The 18,998-nt window shown below is 52.6% G+C and carries 18 protein-coding genes; 1 reads left to right on the top strand and 17 read right to left on the bottom strand.

The window, feature by feature from the left end; translation table 11 throughout:
* Positions 1-4: 4 nt before the first annotated feature.
* The 15 genes from EVX52_RS16585 to trmJ all read right to left on the bottom strand — a co-directional run bounded on the left by EVX52_RS16585 (position 5) and on the right by trmJ (position 16,317).
* Positions 5-961: an AEC family transporter gene (locus EVX52_RS16585; RefSeq protein WP_129955131.1), complete on the bottom strand. Its 957-nt coding sequence runs from the start codon at positions 959-961 to the stop codon at positions 5-7.
* 69 nt (positions 962-1,030) lie between these two features.
* A complete protein-coding gene (der, locus tag EVX52_RS16580; RefSeq protein ID WP_129955130.1) occupies positions 1,031-2,515 on the bottom strand; it encodes a ribosome biogenesis GTPase Der in 1,485 nt (494 codons plus the stop codon).
* A 223-nt stretch (positions 2,516-2,738) separates the two neighbouring features.
* Positions 2,739-3,920 (bottom strand): outer membrane protein assembly factor BamB, encoded by a 1,182-nt coding sequence (gene bamB, locus EVX52_RS16575; protein ID WP_129955129.1) that lies wholly within the window; start codon positions 3,918-3,920, stop codon positions 2,739-2,741.
* Between the two features lie 11 nt (positions 3,921-3,931).
* Complete coding sequence (locus tag EVX52_RS16570; RefSeq protein ID WP_129955128.1) at positions 3,932-4,552, bottom strand: YfgM family protein; 621 nt, start codon at positions 4,550-4,552, stop codon at positions 3,932-3,934.
* Positions 4,553-4,565: 13 nt separating this feature from the next.
* Positions 4,566-5,840 (bottom strand): histidine--tRNA ligase, encoded by a 1,275-nt coding sequence (hisS, locus tag EVX52_RS16565; RefSeq protein ID WP_129955127.1) that lies wholly within the window; start codon positions 5,838-5,840, stop codon positions 4,566-4,568.
* 132 nt (positions 5,841-5,972) lie between these two features.
* A complete protein-coding gene (gene ispG / locus EVX52_RS16560; protein WP_129955126.1) occupies positions 5,973-7,094 on the bottom strand; it encodes a flavodoxin-dependent (E)-4-hydroxy-3-methylbut-2-enyl-diphosphate synthase in 1,122 nt (373 codons plus the stop codon).
* A 42-nt stretch (positions 7,095-7,136) separates the two neighbouring features.
* Entirely contained in the window at positions 7,137-8,132 is a 996-nt protein-coding gene (gene rodZ / locus EVX52_RS16555; protein WP_129955125.1) for a cytoskeleton protein RodZ, read from the bottom strand.
* Positions 8,122-8,859 carry a type IV pilus biogenesis/stability protein PilW gene (pilW, locus tag EVX52_RS16550; RefSeq protein WP_205951621.1) on the bottom strand — a complete coding sequence of 246 codons (738 nt, stop codon included), beginning with the start codon at positions 8,857-8,859 and terminating at the stop codon, positions 8,122-8,124. The genes rodZ and pilW overlap by 11 nt, the downstream gene beginning before the upstream one ends.
* A 109-nt stretch (positions 8,860-8,968) precedes the next feature.
* The gene (locus EVX52_RS16545; RefSeq protein WP_129955123.1) at positions 8,969-10,168 is read right to left on the bottom strand and encodes a bifunctional tRNA (adenosine(37)-C2)-methyltransferase TrmG/ribosomal RNA large subunit methyltransferase RlmN; all 1,200 of its coding nucleotides are present in this window, start codon (positions 10,166-10,168) and stop codon (positions 8,969-8,971) included.
* Between the two features lie 226 nt (positions 10,169-10,394).
* A complete protein-coding gene (gene ndk, locus EVX52_RS16540) occupies positions 10,395-10,820 on the bottom strand; it encodes a nucleoside-diphosphate kinase (protein ID WP_015696252.1) in 426 nt (141 codons plus the stop codon).
* A 221-nt stretch (positions 10,821-11,041) separates the two neighbouring features.
* Positions 11,042-11,905 (bottom strand): enhanced serine sensitivity protein SseB, encoded by an 864-nt coding sequence (sseB, locus tag EVX52_RS16535; protein WP_129955122.1) that lies wholly within the window; start codon positions 11,903-11,905, stop codon positions 11,042-11,044.
* 75 nt (positions 11,906-11,980) lie between these two features.
* Positions 11,981-13,291, bottom strand: coding sequence for an aminopeptidase PepB (gene pepB, locus EVX52_RS16530; RefSeq protein ID WP_129955121.1), 1,311 nt, complete (start codon positions 13,289-13,291; stop codon positions 11,981-11,983).
* 84 nt (positions 13,292-13,375) lie between these two features.
* On the bottom strand, positions 13,376-14,545 hold the full coding sequence (locus EVX52_RS16525) for an IscS subfamily cysteine desulfurase (protein ID WP_129955120.1): 1,170 nt from the start codon (positions 14,543-14,545) through the stop codon (positions 13,376-13,378).
* 323 nt (positions 14,546-14,868) lie between these two features.
* Positions 14,869-15,363 carry a Fe-S cluster assembly transcriptional regulator IscR gene (gene iscR, locus EVX52_RS16520; RefSeq protein ID WP_129955119.1) on the bottom strand — a complete coding sequence of 165 codons (495 nt, stop codon included), beginning with the start codon at positions 15,361-15,363 and terminating at the stop codon, positions 14,869-14,871.
* Positions 15,364-15,579: 216 nt separating this feature from the next.
* The gene (trmJ, locus tag EVX52_RS16515) at positions 15,580-16,317 is read right to left on the bottom strand and encodes a tRNA (cytosine(32)/uridine(32)-2'-O)-methyltransferase TrmJ (protein WP_129955118.1); all 738 of its coding nucleotides are present in this window, start codon (positions 16,315-16,317) and stop codon (positions 15,580-15,582) included.
* Positions 16,318-16,443: 126 nt separating this feature from the next.
* Between trmJ and suhB the strand changes: the two genes are divergently transcribed.
* Positions 16,444-17,247, top strand: a complete 804-nt coding sequence (suhB, locus tag EVX52_RS16510; RefSeq protein ID WP_129955117.1) for an inositol-1-monophosphatase — start codon at positions 16,444-16,446, stop codon at positions 17,245-17,247.
* 68 nt (positions 17,248-17,315) lie between these two features.
* Here the strand turns inward: suhB and EVX52_RS16505 are convergent, their stop codons facing one another.
* On the bottom strand, positions 17,316-18,335 hold the full coding sequence (locus tag EVX52_RS16505; RefSeq protein ID WP_129991680.1) for a nickel/cobalt transporter: 1,020 nt from the start codon (positions 18,333-18,335) through the stop codon (positions 17,316-17,318).
* Positions 18,326-18,997, bottom strand: coding sequence for a DUF1007 family protein (locus tag EVX52_RS16500; protein ID WP_129991679.1), 672 nt, complete (start codon positions 18,995-18,997; stop codon positions 18,326-18,328). The genes EVX52_RS16505 and EVX52_RS16500 overlap by 10 nt, the downstream gene beginning before the upstream one ends.
* Position 18,998: the final 1 nt, after the last annotated feature.

Genomic DNA, 18,998 nt, shown 5'->3' with positions numbered 1-18,998 from the left:
CCTTCTAAATAACACCCAGCGTCCGCAGTAAATACAGACCCAGTGCGGTAGTGAAAAATGATCCGAGCGTGGTGACAGCAATAATATTAGCTGCCAGTGTCGCATTGCCGCCCATCGCGCGGGTCATCACGTAGCTGCCCGCTGCGGTCGGTGTACAGGAAAAAAGAAATATAACGCCGAGCGCCGCGCCGCGAAAGCCAAACAACCCTGCCCCGAGGGTCATCAGCGCGGGCACAAATATGACACGTGACGCAGAAGACCAGGCTGCCACGTTAGAACTGCGGAACATCGCCTGCCAGTCAAGGCTGGCACCGGCGCATAACATGGCCAGCGGCAGCGCCATACCTGAAATAAAGTCACCGGTGCTGGCAATGGTCGCCGGCATAGGTAAATGGCTGTGCTTAAACGCCAGCCCGAGGACCAGACCAATAATCAGCGGATTGGTGATAATGCCGCGCAAGATAGGCTTCATCCCGATGCTTTTCCCCTGCCCGCCTTTCAGGCTGCGGGTTAATGTAATCACCGACAGGACGTTGAACAAAATAACCGTCACAGCCAGATACATCGAGCCCAGCGCAATCCCTTCACTGCCAAAGGCCAGTGATGCATAAGCCAGCCCCGCGATACCAGTATTTGCCCGGAAGCCTCCCTGCACAAAAATGCCGCGCTCACGCGGGTCTTTCACCAGTTTTATCGCCACCAGTTCCAGCAACAGATAAGAAACTACGGTACCGATTCCCCCGTAAAGGGCGAGCGGCAGGTTTGAGCCTGAGGAATCATGCCCTTGTGCTACGCTGAAAAACAGCAGGCAGGGTAAGGCGATATTAAACACCAGCCGGCTGGCTTTCTCGTTGAAGCTGTCGTCCATCAGGCCGGTGCGGCGCAGCACCATGCCCAGCAACAAGATCAGTAGGTTTGGGACCGTAACACCAAATGCAAAACTCCAGGTCTGCCAGAACATCCAGCCAGCTCCTTGCAGGGAAACGAAGACGAAAAAAAAGGGGCACATTCTATGCGCCCCGCCTGCAGATTATTTACTTTTTTTCAGGTGTGACATCAGGCGCTTACGTTTGCGCAGCTGATTTGGTGTCAGCGTATTACGCTTGCCTTCAAACGGGTTCTCACCCTCTTTGAACTGAATACGGATTGGCGTACCCATCACTTTCAGTGAACGACGGAAATAGTTCATCAGATAGCGTTTATAGGAATCGGCCAGGTCTTTCACCTGATTACCGTGGATCACCACGATTGGCGGGTTATACCCCCCGGCATGAGCATATTTGAGCTTCACGCGGCGACCATTCACCAGCGGTGGCTGATGATCGTCAGCCGCCATTTGCATGATACGGGTCAGTAAGGAAGTGCTCACACGCGTGGTCGCGCAGGTGTACGCCTCATTCACAGACTCGAAAAGGTTACCGACGCCGCTGCCGTGCAGGGCAGAGATAAAGTGAATGCGGGCGAAATCAACGAAGCCAAGGCGCAGATCCAGCTGATCTTTAACCTGAGCACGCGCTTCTTCGCTCATGCCATCCCACTTGTTGACCACAATAACCAGTGAGCGCCCGCTATTGAGGATAAAGCCTAACAGCGAGAGATCCTGATCAGAAATGCCTTCGCGGGCATCAATAACCAACATCACCACATTGGCATCTTCAATCGCCTGCAGGGTTTTGATTACTGAAAATTTCTCTACAGTTTCAGTGACTTTCCCGCGCTTACGTACACCGGCAGTGTCGATCAGAACATATTCACGGTCGTCGCGGTTCATCGGGATGTAAATACTGTCGCGGGTGGTGCCTGGCATGTCATAAACCACCACGCGTTCTTCACCCAGAATACGGTTAGTCAGTGTGGATTTACCTACGTTGGGACGCCCGACAATCGCCAGTTTGATGGGCAGAGACTGCGGATCGAAATCATCTTCTTCGTCCTCAGGGATTTCATCACCGGTGGCTTCCTGTTCGGCCCAGTACGCCGCGTTGGCCTCTTCTTCGGTCAGTTCCACTTCTTCCGGCTTTTCACCCACGAACGGGATCAGCACATGTTCAATCAGCTGGGTGACGCCACGGCCATGTGAAGCCGCGATAGCATACACCTCGCCTAAACCGAGTGAATAAAAATCACCGGTTGCGCTGTCCGGATCCAGGCCGTCGGTTTTGTTCGCGACCAGGAAGGTCGCTTTTTCACGGCTGCGAAGATGTTGGGCAATGCCCTGATCGGCAGGCATCAGGCCTGCACGGGCATCGACCATAAACAGCACGATATCCGCTTCTTCGATAGCCAGCAGAGACTGCCCTGCCATGCGGGTTTCAACGCCGTCTTCCGTACCGTCAATACCGCCGGTATCTACGATGATGAATTCATTACCCTCAATTTCGGCACGACCATACTTGCGGTCACGCGTAAGCCCCGGGAAATCCGCAACCAGCGCATCACGCGTCTTGGTTAAACGGTTAAATAAAGTGGATTTACCCACATTCGGGCGCCCAACAAGCGCAACGACAGGTATCATTTTGAAGCCTCAATGTTTTTATGATGCATAGTATATATGGTGCTAAACGCAAATAGCTGGCCTGCGAAATCTCAATGCAAACCACTATAATTCAAACTGTTACGGCCTGATTCATCAGCCGTGATTACGCATATTTTATAATACGAAACGGCCCCTGAGCCATTCAGGAGCCGTTTTAAAGCCCGGGATCATCCGATCTCAGAGCCCGATGCCGGTCGCGGTATTAGCGGGTGAAGGAGTAAACTTCGCCACCTTTCGCTTGTACAACCAGCTTGTCGCTTGCCACAATCGGCGCGCTCAGGAAGCCGTCACTGTCGACTTTCTGCTGAGCAACAAAGCGGCCATCAGTGGTGTTGATCCAGTGCAGATAGCCCTCGGAATCGCCGACCACAATATAACCATTATACAGCACAGGTGCCGTCAGGTTACGGTGCAGCAATTCACTTTGACGCCATACGCTGACACCACCCTGAGTATCAAGCGCCATCACGCGGTCATCCTGATCAACCATATAAATATGGCCTGCGTCGACGATGATGTCATTCACAGAACCGACATCACGCTTCCACATAATCTGACCAGAACGCAGATCCATCGCCACCAGATTGCCATTGTATGCCAGCGTATAAATCACGCCATCAACAATAACCGGCGTGGTGTCCACATCGCTCAGACGGTCGATTTCAGTCGTACCGGTGGTCTGAGAAATACGTTGTTGCCAGATCAGCTGACCTTCTTTCATCAGCACGGCACTGACGCGACCATTATCACCACCGACGATTGCCGCACCAAAGGCCACCGCAGGCGCTGATTCGCCACGCAGAGAAAGTGTTGGCATATCGAGGTTAGCGGTCCATTGAATGGTACCGTCGGATTCGTTCAGCCCCTGCAACATACCGTTGCCGGTGTGAACCAGAACCAGACCATCACTGACAACAGGACGGGACAATGCTTCACCCGCCACTTTGGTCTGCCAGGCGATTTTACCATCAGTTGTGTTCAATGCATAAACGATCGCTTTTTCACTGCCCACGTAAACGTGATCACCTGAAACTGTCAGGCCGCCTGAAAGCTGTGCTGAAATATTGCGGGAGAGGAAGCCGGTCTTTTCAGACAGATTCACGCTCCATTTTTCTTTACCACTGTCAGCGTCAAGTGCTTTAACCAGACCAAAACGATCAGCGGCAAAAATAGTGCTGTCCTGCCAGGCCGGACGCAGATTGGAATAGAATTCGCCAATGCCATCGCCTACGGATTTGCTCCACACTTGCGTCGGAGTAAATTGGTTCTCAACTTTTGGCAGCGGAGACATTTTGACCACGTCTTCTTCGCTGTTAAACAATGAACAGCCACTTAGCAGGGCAACAGAAACCCATCCTACCAAGAGTGTTTTACGCAATTGCATCGGGGTTCCCCTTAGCTGGCTAAGTTGTTCAATTTCATACGCAGCATGGTTTGCAGCGTTTGAGAGGGTTTAGAATCAATTCCTTTGCTGTAGGCTTCGCGCGCACCTTTTGCATCACCTTTGGCAAGCAGAACATCACCACGGATGCCTTGCTGCATAGCCGTCCAGCCTTCACCCTTCACGCCGTCTAACGTTTTGAGTGCATCATCAAATTTGCCTTGCTGCATCTGGACACGCGCCAGACGTAAGTTCACCAGCGAACGTAAATTATCTTCTTTGGCCTGACCTTGCGCCTGCGCTAATTGCTTTTCAGCATTGGCGAAATCACGGGTTTCGACAAAATGATCAGCCAGTTGCAGGGCGGCAAATACGCCGTAATTATTGTCATTGCTCTGCGCAAATTTTTCGAGATCAGCTACGCCTTTCGCGTTATTGCTGGTCAGCAACTGATTCGCTTGCTGGAAAGACGCAGAGGCTTCCGTCAGGGCTGAGTCCTGATGGCTCTGCCAGAAACGCCAGCCGCCAAGGGCTGCAATACCCAGAACAACGCCAATGGCCAGCGCTTTACCGTTTTCCGCAAAGAAGCGACGTACAGCATCAACCTGTTCATTCTCAGTGGTATAGACTTCCACAGTGTCCTTCTCCTTAACCCAACATCGAAGCCAGGCGCGCGACGATTTCGCTTTGCGCCAGCGTTTCTTGCGTTCCACTCTGCAGATCTTTAACGACGATCTGCTGGTTAGCGACTTCAGTTTCGCCTAATACCAGGGCCACACGCGCACCCCATTTATCAGCACGGGCAAACTGTTTCTTAAAGTTGCCGCCACCGTAGTTAGTCATGACTTTCAGCTCAGGCAGCGCATCACGCAGTGTTTCAGCCAGTTGCATCGCTGCGCTTTGCGTGCCGGTACCGGATGAGATCACGTAGGCATCAACGATCGCCGGCGCTTTGAAGTCCGGGTTTACGGCCTGAACCAGTAAAACCAGACGTTCCAGCCCCATGGCGAAACCGACACCCGGTGTTGCACGACCACCGAGTTGTTCAACCAGACCGTCGTACCGGCCACCGGCACATACCGTACCTTGAGAGCCTAAGCTGTTGGTTACCCACTCGAACACGGTGCGGTTGTAATAATCCAGACCGCGCACAAGTCGCTGATTAATCGTATATGGGATACCAGACTGCTCTAAAAGTTCACACAGACCTGCAAAGTGTTCTCTTGATTCTTCATCAAGATAATCACCCAGTTCAGGCGCATCATTTAATAATGTCTGAATATCCGGATTTTTGGAGTCAAGTACACGCAGCGGATTGCTGTACATACGACGTTTACAGTCTTCATCCAGCGTGTCTTTGTGCTGCTCAAGGAAAGCGACCAGCGCGTCACGATAGTTCGCGCGTGCCTCCAGCGAGCCAATAGAGTTCAGTTCCAGCGTAACGTGCTCAGAAATCCCCAGTGCGCGCCACCAGCGGGCGGTCAGCAGAATTAATTCGGCATCAATGTCAGGTCCTTGCAGGCCAAAGACCTCCACACCCAACTGATTGAACTGGCGATAGCGGCCTTTTTGCGGGCGTTCGTAACGGAACATCGGGCCGATGTACCACAGACGTTGTTCCTGATTGTACAGCAGACCATGTTCAATACCGGCGCGCACGCAGCCTGCCGTACCTTCCGGACGCAGCGTCAGGCTTTCGCCGTTGCGGTCGTCAAAGGTATACATTTCTTTTTCCACGACATCAGTGACTTCACCGATAGCGCGTTTAAACAATGGGGTCTGCTCTACAATCGGCATACGAATTTCGCTATAGCCGTAACTGCCGAGCACTTGTTTCAGCGATCCTTCAATACGTTGCCACAGTGCTGTGTCTTCTGGCAGGTAGTCGTTCATGCCGCGAATGGCCTGGATATTCTTTGCCACGTCAGTTCTCTATCGTTTTATAAAAAATGAACCCGATTATAGGGGCTTTGTGGCCTGTGGTTCAACGCACAACGCCATTGCCCCAGTCGGGTTCAATATAATGCAGATGTACGCTGACACCCGCAACCGATGTTACTTTTCAAGATGATTGATAACGATACGTTTACTCTCATCCATCAACGCCGCTTTGGCGCGAATTTTAGCTTCTAACTGGTCGATCATATCGTTGTTATCAAAGCGTTCTCTCTGACGAACACCGTCTTCATAGAAACCGCTTTTGTTATGACCGCCGGTCACGCCCAGGGTGGAAACCAGCGCTTCGCCCGGACCGTTAACCACACAGCCGATGATCGAAACATCCATTGGCGTGATGATATCTTCCAGACGTTGTTCTAATGCATTCACAGTACCGATGACATCAAACTCCTGACGCGAACAGGTCGGGCAGGCAATAAAGTTGATACCACGGGAACGGATACGCAGGGATTTGAGAATATCGAATCCGACTTTGACCTCTTCAACCGGATCGGCCGCCAGCGAAATACGCAGCGTGTCACCGATACCTTCTGAGAGCAGCAAGCCCAGGCCAATGGCCGATTTAACAGAACCTGCACGCAGACCACCGGCTTCGGTAATTCCAAGATGCAGAGGCTGAACAATCTGTTTAGCCAGCAGGCGATAAGACTCAACAGCCAGAAAAACGTCAGAGGCTTTTACGCTGACTTTAAACTGGTCAAAATTAAGACGGTCAAGAATATCCACGTGGCGCATCGCCGATTCCAGCAACGCCTGCGGCGTCGGTTCGCCGTACTTCTCCTGGATATCTTTTTCCAGGGAACCACCGTTCACACCGATGCGGATAGGGATATTTTTGTCGCGGGCGCAATCGACCACGGAACGGATGCGGGATTCGTTACCGATATTACCTGGGTTAATACGCAGGCAATCAACGCCGTATTCTGCAACCTGCAGGGCGATGCGGTAATCGAAATGAATATCAGCGACCAGCGGGACATTAACCTGCTGTTTGATAAGTTTGAATGCTTCTGCCGCATCCATAGTGGGCACAGAAACGCGAACAATATCGACACCGACGCGTTCCAGTGATTTGATTTGTGCGACCGTCGCCGCGACATCTGTGGTGCGGGTGTTGGTCATCGATTGCACTGCAATCGGTGCTCCGTCACCTACAGGCACCTTGCCGACATAAATCCGGGTTGATTTGCGACGGGTAATGGGTGCTTGATTATGCATTGCTTCACTCTCCATCGTTGCCATCGTCTGACAAACTGCCGATTACTCGGCAGCTAAGGTCAGGCGTGCAACACGGCTTGATTTTACAAAACGACTTAAATCAACCGGCTTGCCCTGGAATTGGATATCTACCGCCCCCGGCGCACCGATTTTCAGTTTGTATGGCGCAGTGCCCTTCACGCTGAAGGTTTCACCGCCTTTCTTCATGCCACTGAACAGGGTTTTCCCTGACGCGTCATCAATCTGGAACCAGCAGTCAGCTTTAAAAGTAAAGGTCACAGCTTGTGGATCTCCCCCCGCGGCGGCTGCAGTTTGTGCATCACCGGTTGGCAGACCATTTTCAGGCGTAGCGGGCTGGCTGGTAGAGACAGCAGCAGGTGCCTGAGCGGCTGACGTGCCTGATACAGCAGGTGTATTGCTGGCGGCTGCGCCCGGCGCGGTATTCAGCGGAATAGAATTCTGCGGTTGTGTTGCGTTTGCGGCAGGCGCCGGATCAGCAGGGGTATCTTCTGTTGTGGGTGCAGAATTCGCATTGTCGCCCAGAGGGATCGCTTGCCCCTGACCATTATCCTGACTGAGCTGTGCCGATGACTGATCGGCCATTGTGGCGATTTCCTGCTGTTGTGCCTGATGATTTTGCCACCACCACGCACCGGTCAGGCCAATCACCACAAACACCACCAGCCAGGTAAAGCCCATCAGCCAGCCATCACGTTTTTTGCGAGACTTGCCGAGAGAGAACCCCTGCATTGAAGCCACTTTAGGCACTTTAATTGGGGCTTGTTTACCGATCAGACCTGATAATTCTTCTTCAGGGACATGAACCAGTTTTGCATAAGAACGCAGATAACCACGCAGGAAAGTCGGCGCAAGATCGGCCGGCGTCGTTTCTTCTTCGATTTGGCGAATAGTAGAGACTTTCAGACACAGGCGTTCTGCAACGGCCTGATGGCTGAGACCTAACTGTTCACGAGCCTGACGCAGACGTTCGCCTGTGGTCAGTTTTGCATTATTTTCTTGAGGGGCTTCAGTATTCATTGGCTAAGAACTGCTGGTACTGTTTAGATTGTGGATAACTACGCGCAAGTTGCTTACCGTAGCGTTGAACGCTATCCGGATTGCCCGCTAACGCAGCGAATCGAATTTGTAACATGAGGCTGTCGGCAGTGGCTGGCAGAACATGTTGGTATACATCCAGTAATAATTTCGCCTGAGCGCGATTCCCTTCTCCAAATTCTTTGGTTGCCTCAGTCAGCAAGGGTGCGCCTTTATCGGGATCCACTTTCAATGCCCGGCTTAGTAACACTCGCGCTTCCTCATTCTGATTGGCCTTCAGAAAACAGTAGCCTGCATTTTCCAGACTGTCAGCAACCTGACCGTAATCAGGCGCATTAGCTGCGGCGCTAAACTGCTGTTGTGCGGGTACATACTGCCCTAAACTACACAAAAACGCACCGTAATTATTTAAGACCGTCCCATTTTGCGGCGCAAGCTGCAACGCTTGCTGGTAGCGGGTTTGTGCGGCTTTCTGATTGCCGTTTTTTTGCTCGTAAAGGGCCATACCAAGCTGTGTCCGATAATCCTGCGGCGCACCGTCAACGGCTTTTTGCAGATTCTGTCTGGCCGCCTCCATGTTCCCCTGTTTCAGATACGCCATGCCCAGCTCCAGACGCGTTTGTGCTGCGCCACTGGCCGGTGGTATTTCTTTAGGTGAACCGGAACAGCCAGCCAGTAACGCCAAAGCCACACCTGTGACCATCAACATTCTCACACTGCCCTTCATTGCCATGCTTAATTCCCTTTACCCTGCCAGCGACAATAAAACAGTGGGCTTAACCAGAACGGCACGGCAAAGCCCTGCATATTTCTTGGGATCAGACGGTTTTAACAGAAATCTGCTGCTCGCCTGCCATTTTTTTCTTCAACGTACGTTTGGTTCGGTCAATAACATCACCGGCCAGCTGCCCGCACGCGGCATCAATATCATCGCCGCGGGTTTTACGCACGATCACAGTAAAACCATAATCCATCAATACCTTAGAGAAGCGATCGATACGGCTGTTCGAGCTGCGGCCATACGGTGCGCCCGGGAACGGGTTCCACGGGATCAGGTTGATTTTGCATGGCGTATTCTTCAGACGTTCAGCCAGTTCATGCGCATGCTCGGTGCCATCATTGATGTGATCCAGCATAACGTATTCGATGGTGACGCGGCCCTGATTGGCATTGGATTTGCCAATGTAACGCTCAACGGCGGCCAGGAAAGTATCGATATTGTACTTGCGGTTGATCGGCACAATTTCGTTACGAATGGTGTCGTTAGGTGCGTGCAGAGAAATCGCCAGCGCGACATCAATCATATCGCCCAGTTTATCCAGCGCAGGGACCACGCCCGAGGTGGAAAGGGTGACACGACGTTTCGACAGGCCGAAACCGAAATCGTCGAGCATGATTTCCATCGCCGGAACCACGTTATTAAGGTTCAGCAAAGGTTCGCCCATCCCCATCATCACCACGTTGGTGATGGGACGTGTACCGGCCACTTTCGCCGCACCGATAATTTTTGCCGCACGCCATACCTGGCCGATAATTTCGGACACGCGCAGGTTACGGTTAAAGCCTTGTTGCGCCGTGGAACAGAAAGTACATTCCAGTGCGCAGCCGACCTGAGAGGACACGCAAAGGGTCGCGCGGTCACCGTCCGGGATATAGACGGTTTCGACCAGCTGTCCGCCCACCTGAATTGCCCATTTGATGGTGCCATCCGTTGAACGTTGTTCTGACGCGACTTCCGGTGCACGAATTTCTGCAACGCGGGCCAGCTTTTCACGCAAGGCCTTATTGATATCGGTCATTTGCTCGAAATCATCGCTGCAGTAGTGATACATCCACTTCATGACCTGATCTGCACGGAACGGTTTTTCGCCCATGTTGATGAAGAACTCACGCATTTGCTTGCGGTTGAGGTCAAGAAGGTTAATTTTTGCAGCAGCAGGCACGACAGTATTCACGGCTTCTGCGGAAACAGCGTTATTTTCAGACAAAGTTGGCTCGGCGGTGTTGGATTCTAACATGATGAAAATGGCCTCGTTGTTACACGTTATGGCGTATTGGAAGTGCAGAGCCTGACCTGACAGAAAACGGCTGGCCTGCAAATAAAATTGCGCCCCGAAGAGGCTGGCTCATTCGGGGCGCAACATTGTACAAATTTTAGGGCACGGTTGCCATGTTTGGAAAGTCGCAGTGGCAAAATTCTTGTGAATTTGCGGCACATCTTCCGGCAACGGTGACTCAAAAATCTTAACGCGGGCAGATTTCGCTTTCGGTGAAGAAGTAAGCGATTTCGCGTTGTGCAGATTCTACAGCATCAGAACCGTGCACAGCGTTAGCGGTGAAGCTGTCAGCGAAGTCTGCACGCAGGGTACCGGCCAGCGCGTTTTCCGGGTTAGTTGCACCCATGATGTCACGGTTACGCTGAACGGCATTTTCGCCTTCCAGAACCTGAACCATGATCGGGCCGGAGGTCATGAATTCAACCAGACCGTCGAAGAACGGACGGCCTTTGTGTTCTGCGTAGAAACCTTCCGCTTGTTCTTTCGTCAGTTTCAGCATTTTAGACGCGATGATGGTGAAGCCAGCACGTTCGAAACGGGCATAGATAGCACCGATGTCGTTGTTCGCTACGGAGTTTGGCTTGATGATGGAGAAAGTGCGTTCGATAGTCATGAAAAAACCTCTGTCAGACTTTTATAGGTAGGGCCGGTTAATTTAATGTTATACCTGCCGTAAAATGGCGGTGATTATAGGGAGCGAAGTTACGATTGCCTACCCGAATCACAACATTTAATTAAAAAAATGTGTGATTGATTCACTATCGAACCTAAACCACCTATTTCCCTTAAACAAAACAGGGGCAAAACGGCGTTTCCCCTGGTGTATCGTCACTTTTATGCCTGACCGGAAGAAGGAATGATATTGCGCAACCAGCTTCCCCACTTGCGCTGATAGAAAGGCTGCGTGTGGCTGATCAGGTAATGGCTGATACCGCGCTCTTTTTCAGAAACGATACAGAAATCCACCGGACGATCGTCGGGAGAGGTTTCACTCGCCACATTGCCCGCCTCGCGGATCAGCGCATCGATCTCCTGTTCATCACCGTCCGCTTCAACACCGATCAGCAGGTTGGGCTGATCATCCACGGCTTTATCGTGGATCAGCGCCATAAATGCGCGGCGCACCGGTTTCTTCCGGGCGAAAAGCGTAGTGAGCGCATCGATCATGGTAGAAGGATATTCTTCCGGCTGGCCGATCAGCAACTGGCTTTCTTTATCCAGCACCAGCTCAGACGGCGCATTCAGCCCGCCACTGTTCAGCAACAGCGTGACTTCGCCCGGATAAAATTCCTTGCCATATTCCGACTTGGGATTGAGAAACAATTCTTCCCCTTGCGTCATTTCAAACAGCACGCGGGCAGGCAGCGCGACAAATGCCTGCTCATCCGGGCTTTCACCGGCACTGGCTTTTTCCAGAACGTCCACCGAGGAAAAGAAAGGAATAATCGAGCTGCCGTCCTGTTTTTCCCAGTGCAAAATATTCAGTTCACTGCCAGCGGTGATCGCCACACTGCCCTGCTTTTCCGCGTTATCCTGCCCTGCATCACCGAGCACAAACACAGTGGATTCCAGCAAGGTTTGATAAAACGCCGGACGCCACGCAGGCGCGGTGACAGACAGGCGAAGCAGCCGCTCCAGCTCGTTTTCACCGTCAGTTGCCGCAGCACCAGCAGGCAGATGATCGTGTGGGACACTCATGGTTCTTGACTCCGGTAATGGTATAAAACGGGGCACTGTTAAGCGCCCCGTTATGCTTCATGCAAATTTTACTGCTTACTTCGCTTTAGCTAACAATAAATTAGCCACAGTTCGTACGCCGAGACCGGTTGCACCGGCAGACCACTGATCCGCTGCGCTTTTACGGTACGTTGCAGAACAGTCAATGTGCAGCCAGCCTTTCTTATATTCCGTGACGAAATGAGACAGGAATGCCGCCGCCGTACTCGCACCCGCTGTGTGTGCCGGACCGGCAATATTATTCAGTTCAGCAAAGTTGGATGGCAGATGAGAACGGTGGAATTCTTCCAGCGGCAGGCGCCAGAACGGTTCGTGTTCGGATTTTGCGCTTTCCAGCAGTTCACCCGCCAGTGCATCGTCAAAGCTGAACAGGGCGTGATAATCGTTACCCAGCGCTGTTTTCGCCGCACCGGTCAGTGTGGCAGCATCAATGATCAGTTCAGGATTTTGCGCAGACGCATCGATCAGACCATCGGCCAGCACCAGGCGGCCTTCGGCGTCGGTATTCATCACTTCAACGGTTTTGCCGTTGCGGTAACGGATGATATCGCCGAGTTTCAGTGCATTACCGCTGACCATGTTATCCGCGCAGCACAGATACAGTTTTACGCGTTTGTTCAGGCCGTTAGCCGCTGCCAGCGCCAGTGCGCCGGTCAGGGTGGCTGCGCCGCCCATATCTGCTTTCATGGAATCCATGGAACCGCTTGGTTTCAGGCTGTAACCGCCGGTGTCAAAGGTAATGCCTTTACCGACCAGGCAGGCATAAACCGGCGCTTCAGCGTCTCCGCTTGGGTTGTAATCAAGCGCCAGCAAGACCGGCTGACGGTCAGAACCGCGCCCGACGATGTGGATACCCATATAATTTTGCTGACGCAGGTCGTCGCCTTTGGTGATACGGTAGCTGACTTTGTCGTGACCAAATTCACACATCAGATCAACCGCGCGGGTGGCCAGTTGTTCTGGGGACAAATCTTCTGCCGGGGTATTAATGGTATTTCGCACCCAGTCGATGATTTTAAGCCGTTGCCTGAGCGTTTTCGCGTCATCTTCGGACAATTCGGCCCATTCAACATGGCGTGTTCCTTTCGGACCACGGAAGCCCTGCCAGAAAGCCCAGCTGTTTTCGAGATCCCAGCCTTCACCGGCCAGTTTAATATTTTTGACTCCCTGGCCGTCGATACGACGCGCGGCACGGGCAATGACCGTCAGCACATCGCCGCTATTGAGATGAATGGTCATCCCGGCAGAATCGGTGCTCAGTGTGGCTTTTTCGCCCCAGCGCGCATCGGCAGGCTGAGAAGAAAGGAATACGGACATTGCTTCATTGGTCGTGACTTCGGAACTCATAACAGCACTCCTGATGTTTTTTATCTTCAATGAATATTCATTTTCAATGACAGGCAAATCACCCTTTCATCGGGCGGCACTTCATTATTTTGTATAAACAGGGGGCAACTCACGCAGGCGACGGACAGATTTCACCACCAGCGCAATTGCATAATCAATTTCTTCTTCTGTGGTCCAGCGCCCGAGAGAAAAACGGATTGAGCCGTGTGCCAGCTCCTCGCTTAATCCCAGCGCACGCAGCACGTAAGAGGGTTCGAGGCTCGCGGACGTACAGGCGGAACCAGACGAAACAGCCAGATCCTTGAGCGCCATAATCAGAGATTCTCCTTCAACATCGGCAAAACTGACGTTGAGAATATTGGGCGCAGCATGTTCCGGCGCGCCATTGAGAAACACCCGATCAAGCTGCTGAATGCCTTTCCACAGACGATCGCGCAGTGCGGACAGACGCGCCACTTCAGCGGTCATTTCTTCTTTGGCAATACGATACGCTTCGCCCATTCCGACAATCTGATGCACCGGCAAGGTACCTGAACGCATGCCGCGCTCATGACCGCCGCCGTGGATTTGCGCGTCAATCCTTACTTTCGGTTTACGACTCACATACAGCGCCCCGATGCCTTTCGGGCCGTAAATCTTATGGGCGGAAAACGACATCAGATCAACCTGCAATTCGCTGAGATCAATCGCGATTTTCCCCACGCTTTGGGTTGCATCCACATGAAAAAGAATACCCCGGCTGCGGCAAAGCTCGCCAATTGTTGCGATATCCTGGATAACGCCGGTTTCATTGTTAACCTGCATGATGGACACCAGAATCGTATCCGGGCGCAACGCGGCTTCAATGGCTGCTGATGGAATAACACCGTCGGCCTGCGGCGTCAGGTAGGTGACCTCAAAGCCTTCCGTCTCCAGCTGCGCGCAGGTGTCTAACACCGCTTTGTGCTCAGTCTGGCTGGTAATAATGTGGTGACCTTTCGCACGCTGTGCATGAGCCGCGCCTTTAATCGCCAGATTGTCAGATTCGGTTGCGCCTGACGTGAAGACGATTTCACGGGGATCCGCATTAATCAGCTCCGCAATCTGGTTACGCGCCACATCCACGGCCTCTTCTGCCTGCCAGCCAAAACGATGAGAACGGGAGGCCGGATTACCGAAAGTACCGTCCAGTGTCAGACACTGCATCATTTTCTGTGCAACACGCGGATCAACCGGCGTCGTGGCAGAGTAATCAAGATAAATAGGTAATTTCATGGCAGGTAGCTCCGGACTGCGCGTTCGGTTTCGAACGAAAGAATAAAAAAAACGACAACCAGTTTAAAACGGGTTCACAACTTCTTAAAAGGGAAATGACGCTTTGCGGGCACTAATCGGTAAGAAATGACGTCTGAAAAGCAAAAGCCCGCGGAAATCTGCATTTCAGCGGGCTTTTAGTAACATCAAAATTCACATGCTCCCCTAAATCATTCGTGTCGCATCAAGGCGGCAACAGAGCACATCCCCGGGAGCATACACTAGTATGTGACCGGGGTTTGCGACAGCAGCCAACGCCGGGGCGGCGCGAAGGATGACGGGGATCAGGCTCGAAGATTGACGTTGATGGTTTCCATCTGACGGCCATTTGGCTGACGACGGACTTCACCGTTCTGACGGTCAGCCACTTCCAGGATTTCCTGGTTGTTGACCAGTTCTGCCAGTGTAATATTGTTCAGGAAGCCGCTGATGCGCTCGCTCAGATCACGCCATAAGGTGTGAGTCAGGCAACGTTCGCCATTCTGGCAGCCTTCTTTACCCTGACAACGGGTGGCGTCAACGGATTCGTCAACGGCCGTGATCACCGCGCCAACGGCGATATCACCCGAGTCTTTACCTAACAGATAACCACCGCCCGGACCACGAACACTGGCAACCAGACCATTTTTACGCAAGCGAGAGAAAAGCTGCTCCAGGTAAGAAAGGGAAATACCCTGACGCTCAGAAATGTCAGCCAGGGGTACTGGTCCTTCCTGGGAATGCAGTGCAACGTCGAGCATAGCGGTCACGGCATAACGGCCTTTGGATGTCAGTCTCATAGCATGGTTACCTGTTTAAAATGACTTAAAAATTCAATCGTGCGGAACATGTAAATGAGTCTGCCATTCCTGAGTAAATCAGTCAACTATTTAACCTAGTAATTTACTCAAGTATTATCTGACTCTATATTCCGCCCAGTTGTCGCCATTCACGGGTAAGAAGTAATCTGTTGATTAACAAGCAAAGGTTTGATGTTTATCCTCAACCCCTGGCGCTTACTCTTTGCTGCTATTGGTCTTTTCAATCGATGTCAGAATACCGCGCAGGATGTTTAACTCCTGAGATTCAGGTCGCGCACGGGTAAACAGACGGCGTAGTTTGCTCATTACCTGACCCGGATGTGCCTGACGAATAAAGCCGGTTTCCAGCAAGGTTTTTTCCAGATGCTGATAAAAACGCTCAAGATCATCGACCAGAGGATAAGGCGTTTCTTCATATTCAATCTGCGGTTTTGCCGCTTCCAGCAAGGCCAGATAGGCGACACGCACTTCATACGCGATAATTTGCACGGCCATTGCCAGATTCAGCGAACTGTATTCAGGATTGGCCGGAATGCAAACGTGATAGTTACATTTTTGCAGTTCTTCATTGGTCAGCCCGACGCGTTCACGGCCAAACACCAGTGCCACCGGCGCGGTTTGTGCGGCTTTCGCGCTGAGCTCTCCGCATTCACGCGGTTCCAGCATCGGCCACGGCAAGGTGCGGGAACGCGCACTGGTGCCAATCACCAGGCTGCAACCGGCCAGCGCTTCATCCAGCGTATCAACGATGGTCGCATTACCGATCACATCGCTGGCACCGGCAGATAAAGAGATGGCCTGAGAATCAGGTTTCACCAGCGGATTGACCAGATAAAGACTTGATAATCCCATGGTTTTCATGGCGCGGGCGGTTGACCCCATATTGCCAGTGTGGGATGTTTCTACTAATACAATGCGGATATTGGGCAGCATAGGAACTCTTACCAGACGGAAAATCACAACAGCCTAACACAACGGTAGTTAATTTTCAGAACCCCTGCTATACTGCGCGCCGTTTCCCGTATTCCCGTTCTTTAACATCCTAGTTGGAAGATATCCATGCATCCGATGCTCACCATCGCCGTGCGCGCTGCGCGCAAGGCCGGTAACCTGATTGCCAAACATTACGAAACGCCAGACTCTGTAGAATCTACCCAAAAAGGTACCAACGATTTTGTTACCAACGTAGACCGCGATGCAGAACACATGATTATCGATGTCATTCGCAAATCCTATCCAAAACACACCATCATCAGTGAAGAGTGTGGCGAGCTGGAAGGCGAAGACAAAGATGTACAATGGATTATCGACCCGCTGGATGGCACCACCAACTTCGTTAAACGCTTCCCACATTTCGCGGTCTCTATCGCCGTGCGCATCAAAGGCCGCACTGAAGTTGCGGTAGTTTATGACCCGATGCGTAACGAACTCTTCACCGCGACCCGCGGTCAGGGCGCACAGCTGAACGGTTACCGTCTGCGTGGCACTCACGCGAAAGATCTCGACGGCACCATTCTGGCAACCGGCTTCCCGTTCAAAGCAAAACAACACGCAACCAGCTACATGAATGTCGTGGGCAAACTGTTCACCGAATGTGCAGACTTCCGTCGCACCGGTTCTGCTGCACTGGATCTGGCCTACGTAGCCGCTGGCCGCGTTGACGGATTCTTCGAAATCGCCCTGAAGCCCTGGGATTTCGCCGGTGGCGAACTGCTGGTGCGTGAATCCGGCGGCGTGGTGACTGACTTCGTTGGCGGCCATAACCACTTCTCGTCAGGTAACATTGTTGCCGGCAACCCGCGCGTCGTTAAAGGCATTCTGATGACCATGCGTGATGAACTGAGCGAAGCGCTGAAGCGTTAATCCCACCGCTGAATGATACAAACAACAACGGACGTCCCACCGGGCGTCCGTTTTTTTATGCCTGCGGTTTATCCCCTGAATGGGCCGCCGGTTATCGGTGAAATATCACCGCCGCCGGTGCTGTAGAGCAAGATGCCCGCTCCCAGTAATATCATCCCGCCGGTCAGTGCCAGCAGCGACCAGGCAATCCGCTGCCACGCCGCAGGCGTACGGCTGGCGCTGAGTTTGACGGCCAGCGCACGGCTGTAAAACACCAGTACACCGATAAGTGATACGGTCAGCGAGGTGCCGGCAGCCATAGTGATCGCCGAAATCACGCCCCAGAGGTAGACGTCAATGACCTTGGCAAACAGCAAAACCATGATCGCGCCGGAACACGGACGTAGCCCCATCGCCAGCACAATCGCTACCTTCGTGCGCAAATCATCACCCGCCTGAAGCTGCTGATCGCTGGGCACATGCTGATGGCCGCAGCCGCAATATTCATCATGAACATGCGTATTACTGGCCGCCGGGGAAAGGCTGCGGATTTTCATCGCCGGTGGCCGGCGCAGATCTTTGAGGGTTTGCCACACCCGTTTGAGGGCTCGCCAGCACAACAGCAATCCGAGCAACATCACCAGAATGAAACTGCCCCGCTCCATCCAGAAACTGCTCTGATGCAGTTGTCGCGAAGAGAGCTGCAACACGCCAAGGACCACACTGACCAGCAATATCGCCACCAGTCCCTGCACAATCGCCGACGCGAAGGTCAGCTTCAGGCTGGTTTTCAGCCGTGAAGGATGTGTCGCCAGGTAGGTGGTAATGACGATTTTACCGTGCCCCGGCCCGATAGCGTGGATTACGCCGTAAATCAGGCTGAAGCCCGCCAGCGTCATCCCCGCCTGCGCAGGATTTTGTTTCACCTGCCGCAGCAATCCGGCCAGTTCCTGATGTAACTCCCGCTGCCAGATAATGCTGCTGAGCAAAATACGCGGCCAGTAATGGATTAACAGGCAAGCACCGCCCGCCAGCAGCAACAGAAATACCGCCAGCGGCCAGAGATCGCGCCAGGACAGCGTTTTCGATGGCGTGGAGATTAATGACATTCCAGCGTCACCTTCTGGGCAAATTGCTGACCAAGAACCATGTCTTCCGGCGGGGCATCAGCCTTATCGAGTGACAGGGCATAGTTTTGCAGCGAGGCATCCGGCTTTGGTGTAAACAGCGCCAGCGTACAGCGTTTTTCCAGCGCCGGTGGCAGATGCAGCGCGGTGTTGTCTTTATATGTCATATCGACAAAATACGAAGGATCGAAAGTGGAGAATTCCATGGGTTTGCCTTCCAGCACTTGTGGTTTCGCCAGCGGCAGGACGAATTCCAGCACCGCCTGATCGCCTTTGCGGGAAAGCTGATATTCACTGGGCAGATCCAGATACTTCACCGGTTTTCCATCGCGATAGAAATCCGTGAAGTAATGCTGGCTTAGCACGCGCGCCATCACTTCCGCCGCCAGTTTCTTCCAGATATCCGAACCCGGTTTGGCGTTATGCGCGTCATAGAGTAAATCTGCCGAGGTGATTTCATCCATCGTCCAGACCATTTTCAGCCCGGTCAGTGAGGTTTCATTTGTCACCAGTGTGGTCTGCATATCAATAAAACTGTGCGGGTGCGCCAGCACCGTGGCGGGCAGGCCCAACAGCGCAGCGCACAGCCATTTAACGTAACGGGGAAAAGGCCGGTTCCGGGCCTGGTGTAACGTCATTTCCATA

The sequence above is a fragment of the Rahnella sp. CFA14(1/10) genome (assembly GCF_004195095.1).
Taxonomy (GTDB): Bacteria; Pseudomonadota; Gammaproteobacteria; order Enterobacterales; family Enterobacteriaceae; genus Rahnella; species Rahnella perminowiae.
This window is presented reverse-complemented; position numbering and strand designations above follow the sequence as displayed.

Bases quoted from the DNA above. Each gene is read 5' to 3' on its own strand.
- sseB (WP_129955122.1), bottom strand. From the start codon at position 11,905: ATGAGTGTCCCACACGATCATCTGCCTGCTGGTGCTGCGGCAACTGAC.
- ndk (WP_015696252.1), bottom strand. From the start codon at position 10,820: ATGACTATCGAACGCACTTTCTCCATCATCAAGCCAAACTCCGTAGCG.
- EVX52_RS16545 (WP_129955123.1), bottom strand. From the start codon at position 10,168: ATGTTAGAATCCAACACCGCCGAGCCAACTTTGTCTGAAAATAACGCT.
- suhB (WP_129955117.1), top strand. From the start codon at position 16,444: ATGCATCCGATGCTCACCATCGCCGTGCGCGCTGCGCGCAAGGCCGGT.
- pepB (WP_129955121.1), bottom strand. From the start codon at position 13,291: ATGAGTTCCGAAGTCACGACCAATGAAGCAATGTCCGTATTCCTTTCT.
- EVX52_RS16500 (WP_129991679.1), bottom strand. From the start codon at position 18,997: ATGGAAATGACGTTACACCAGGCCCGGAACCGGCCTTTTCCCCGTTAC.
- pilW (WP_205951621.1), bottom strand. From the start codon at position 8,859: ATGTTGATGGTCACAGGTGTGGCTTTGGCGTTACTGGCTGGCTGTTCC.
- EVX52_RS16505 (WP_129991680.1), bottom strand. From the start codon at position 18,335: ATGTCATTAATCTCCACGCCATCGAAAACGCTGTCCTGGCGCGATCTC.
- EVX52_RS16585 (WP_129955131.1), bottom strand. From the start codon at position 961: ATGTTCTGGCAGACCTGGAGTTTTGCATTTGGTGTTACGGTCCCAAAC.
- ispG (WP_129955126.1), bottom strand. From the start codon at position 7,094: ATGCATAATCAAGCACCCATTACCCGTCGCAAATCAACCCGGATTTAT.
- rodZ (WP_129955125.1), bottom strand. From the start codon at position 8,132: ATGAATACTGAAGCCCCTCAAGAAAATAATGCAAAACTGACCACAGGC.
- iscR (WP_129955119.1), bottom strand. From the start codon at position 15,363: ATGAGACTGACATCCAAAGGCCGTTATGCCGTGACCGCTATGCTCGAC.
- der (WP_129955130.1), bottom strand. From the start codon at position 2,515: ATGATACCTGTCGTTGCGCTTGTTGGGCGCCCGAATGTGGGTAAATCC.
- trmJ (WP_129955118.1), bottom strand. From the start codon at position 16,317: ATGCTGCCCAATATCCGCATTGTATTAGTAGAAACATCCCACACTGGC.
- EVX52_RS16525 (WP_129955120.1), bottom strand. From the start codon at position 14,545: ATGAAATTACCTATTTATCTTGATTACTCTGCCACGACGCCGGTTGAT.
- bamB (WP_129955129.1), bottom strand. From the start codon at position 3,920: ATGCAATTGCGTAAAACACTCTTGGTAGGATGGGTTTCTGTTGCCCTG.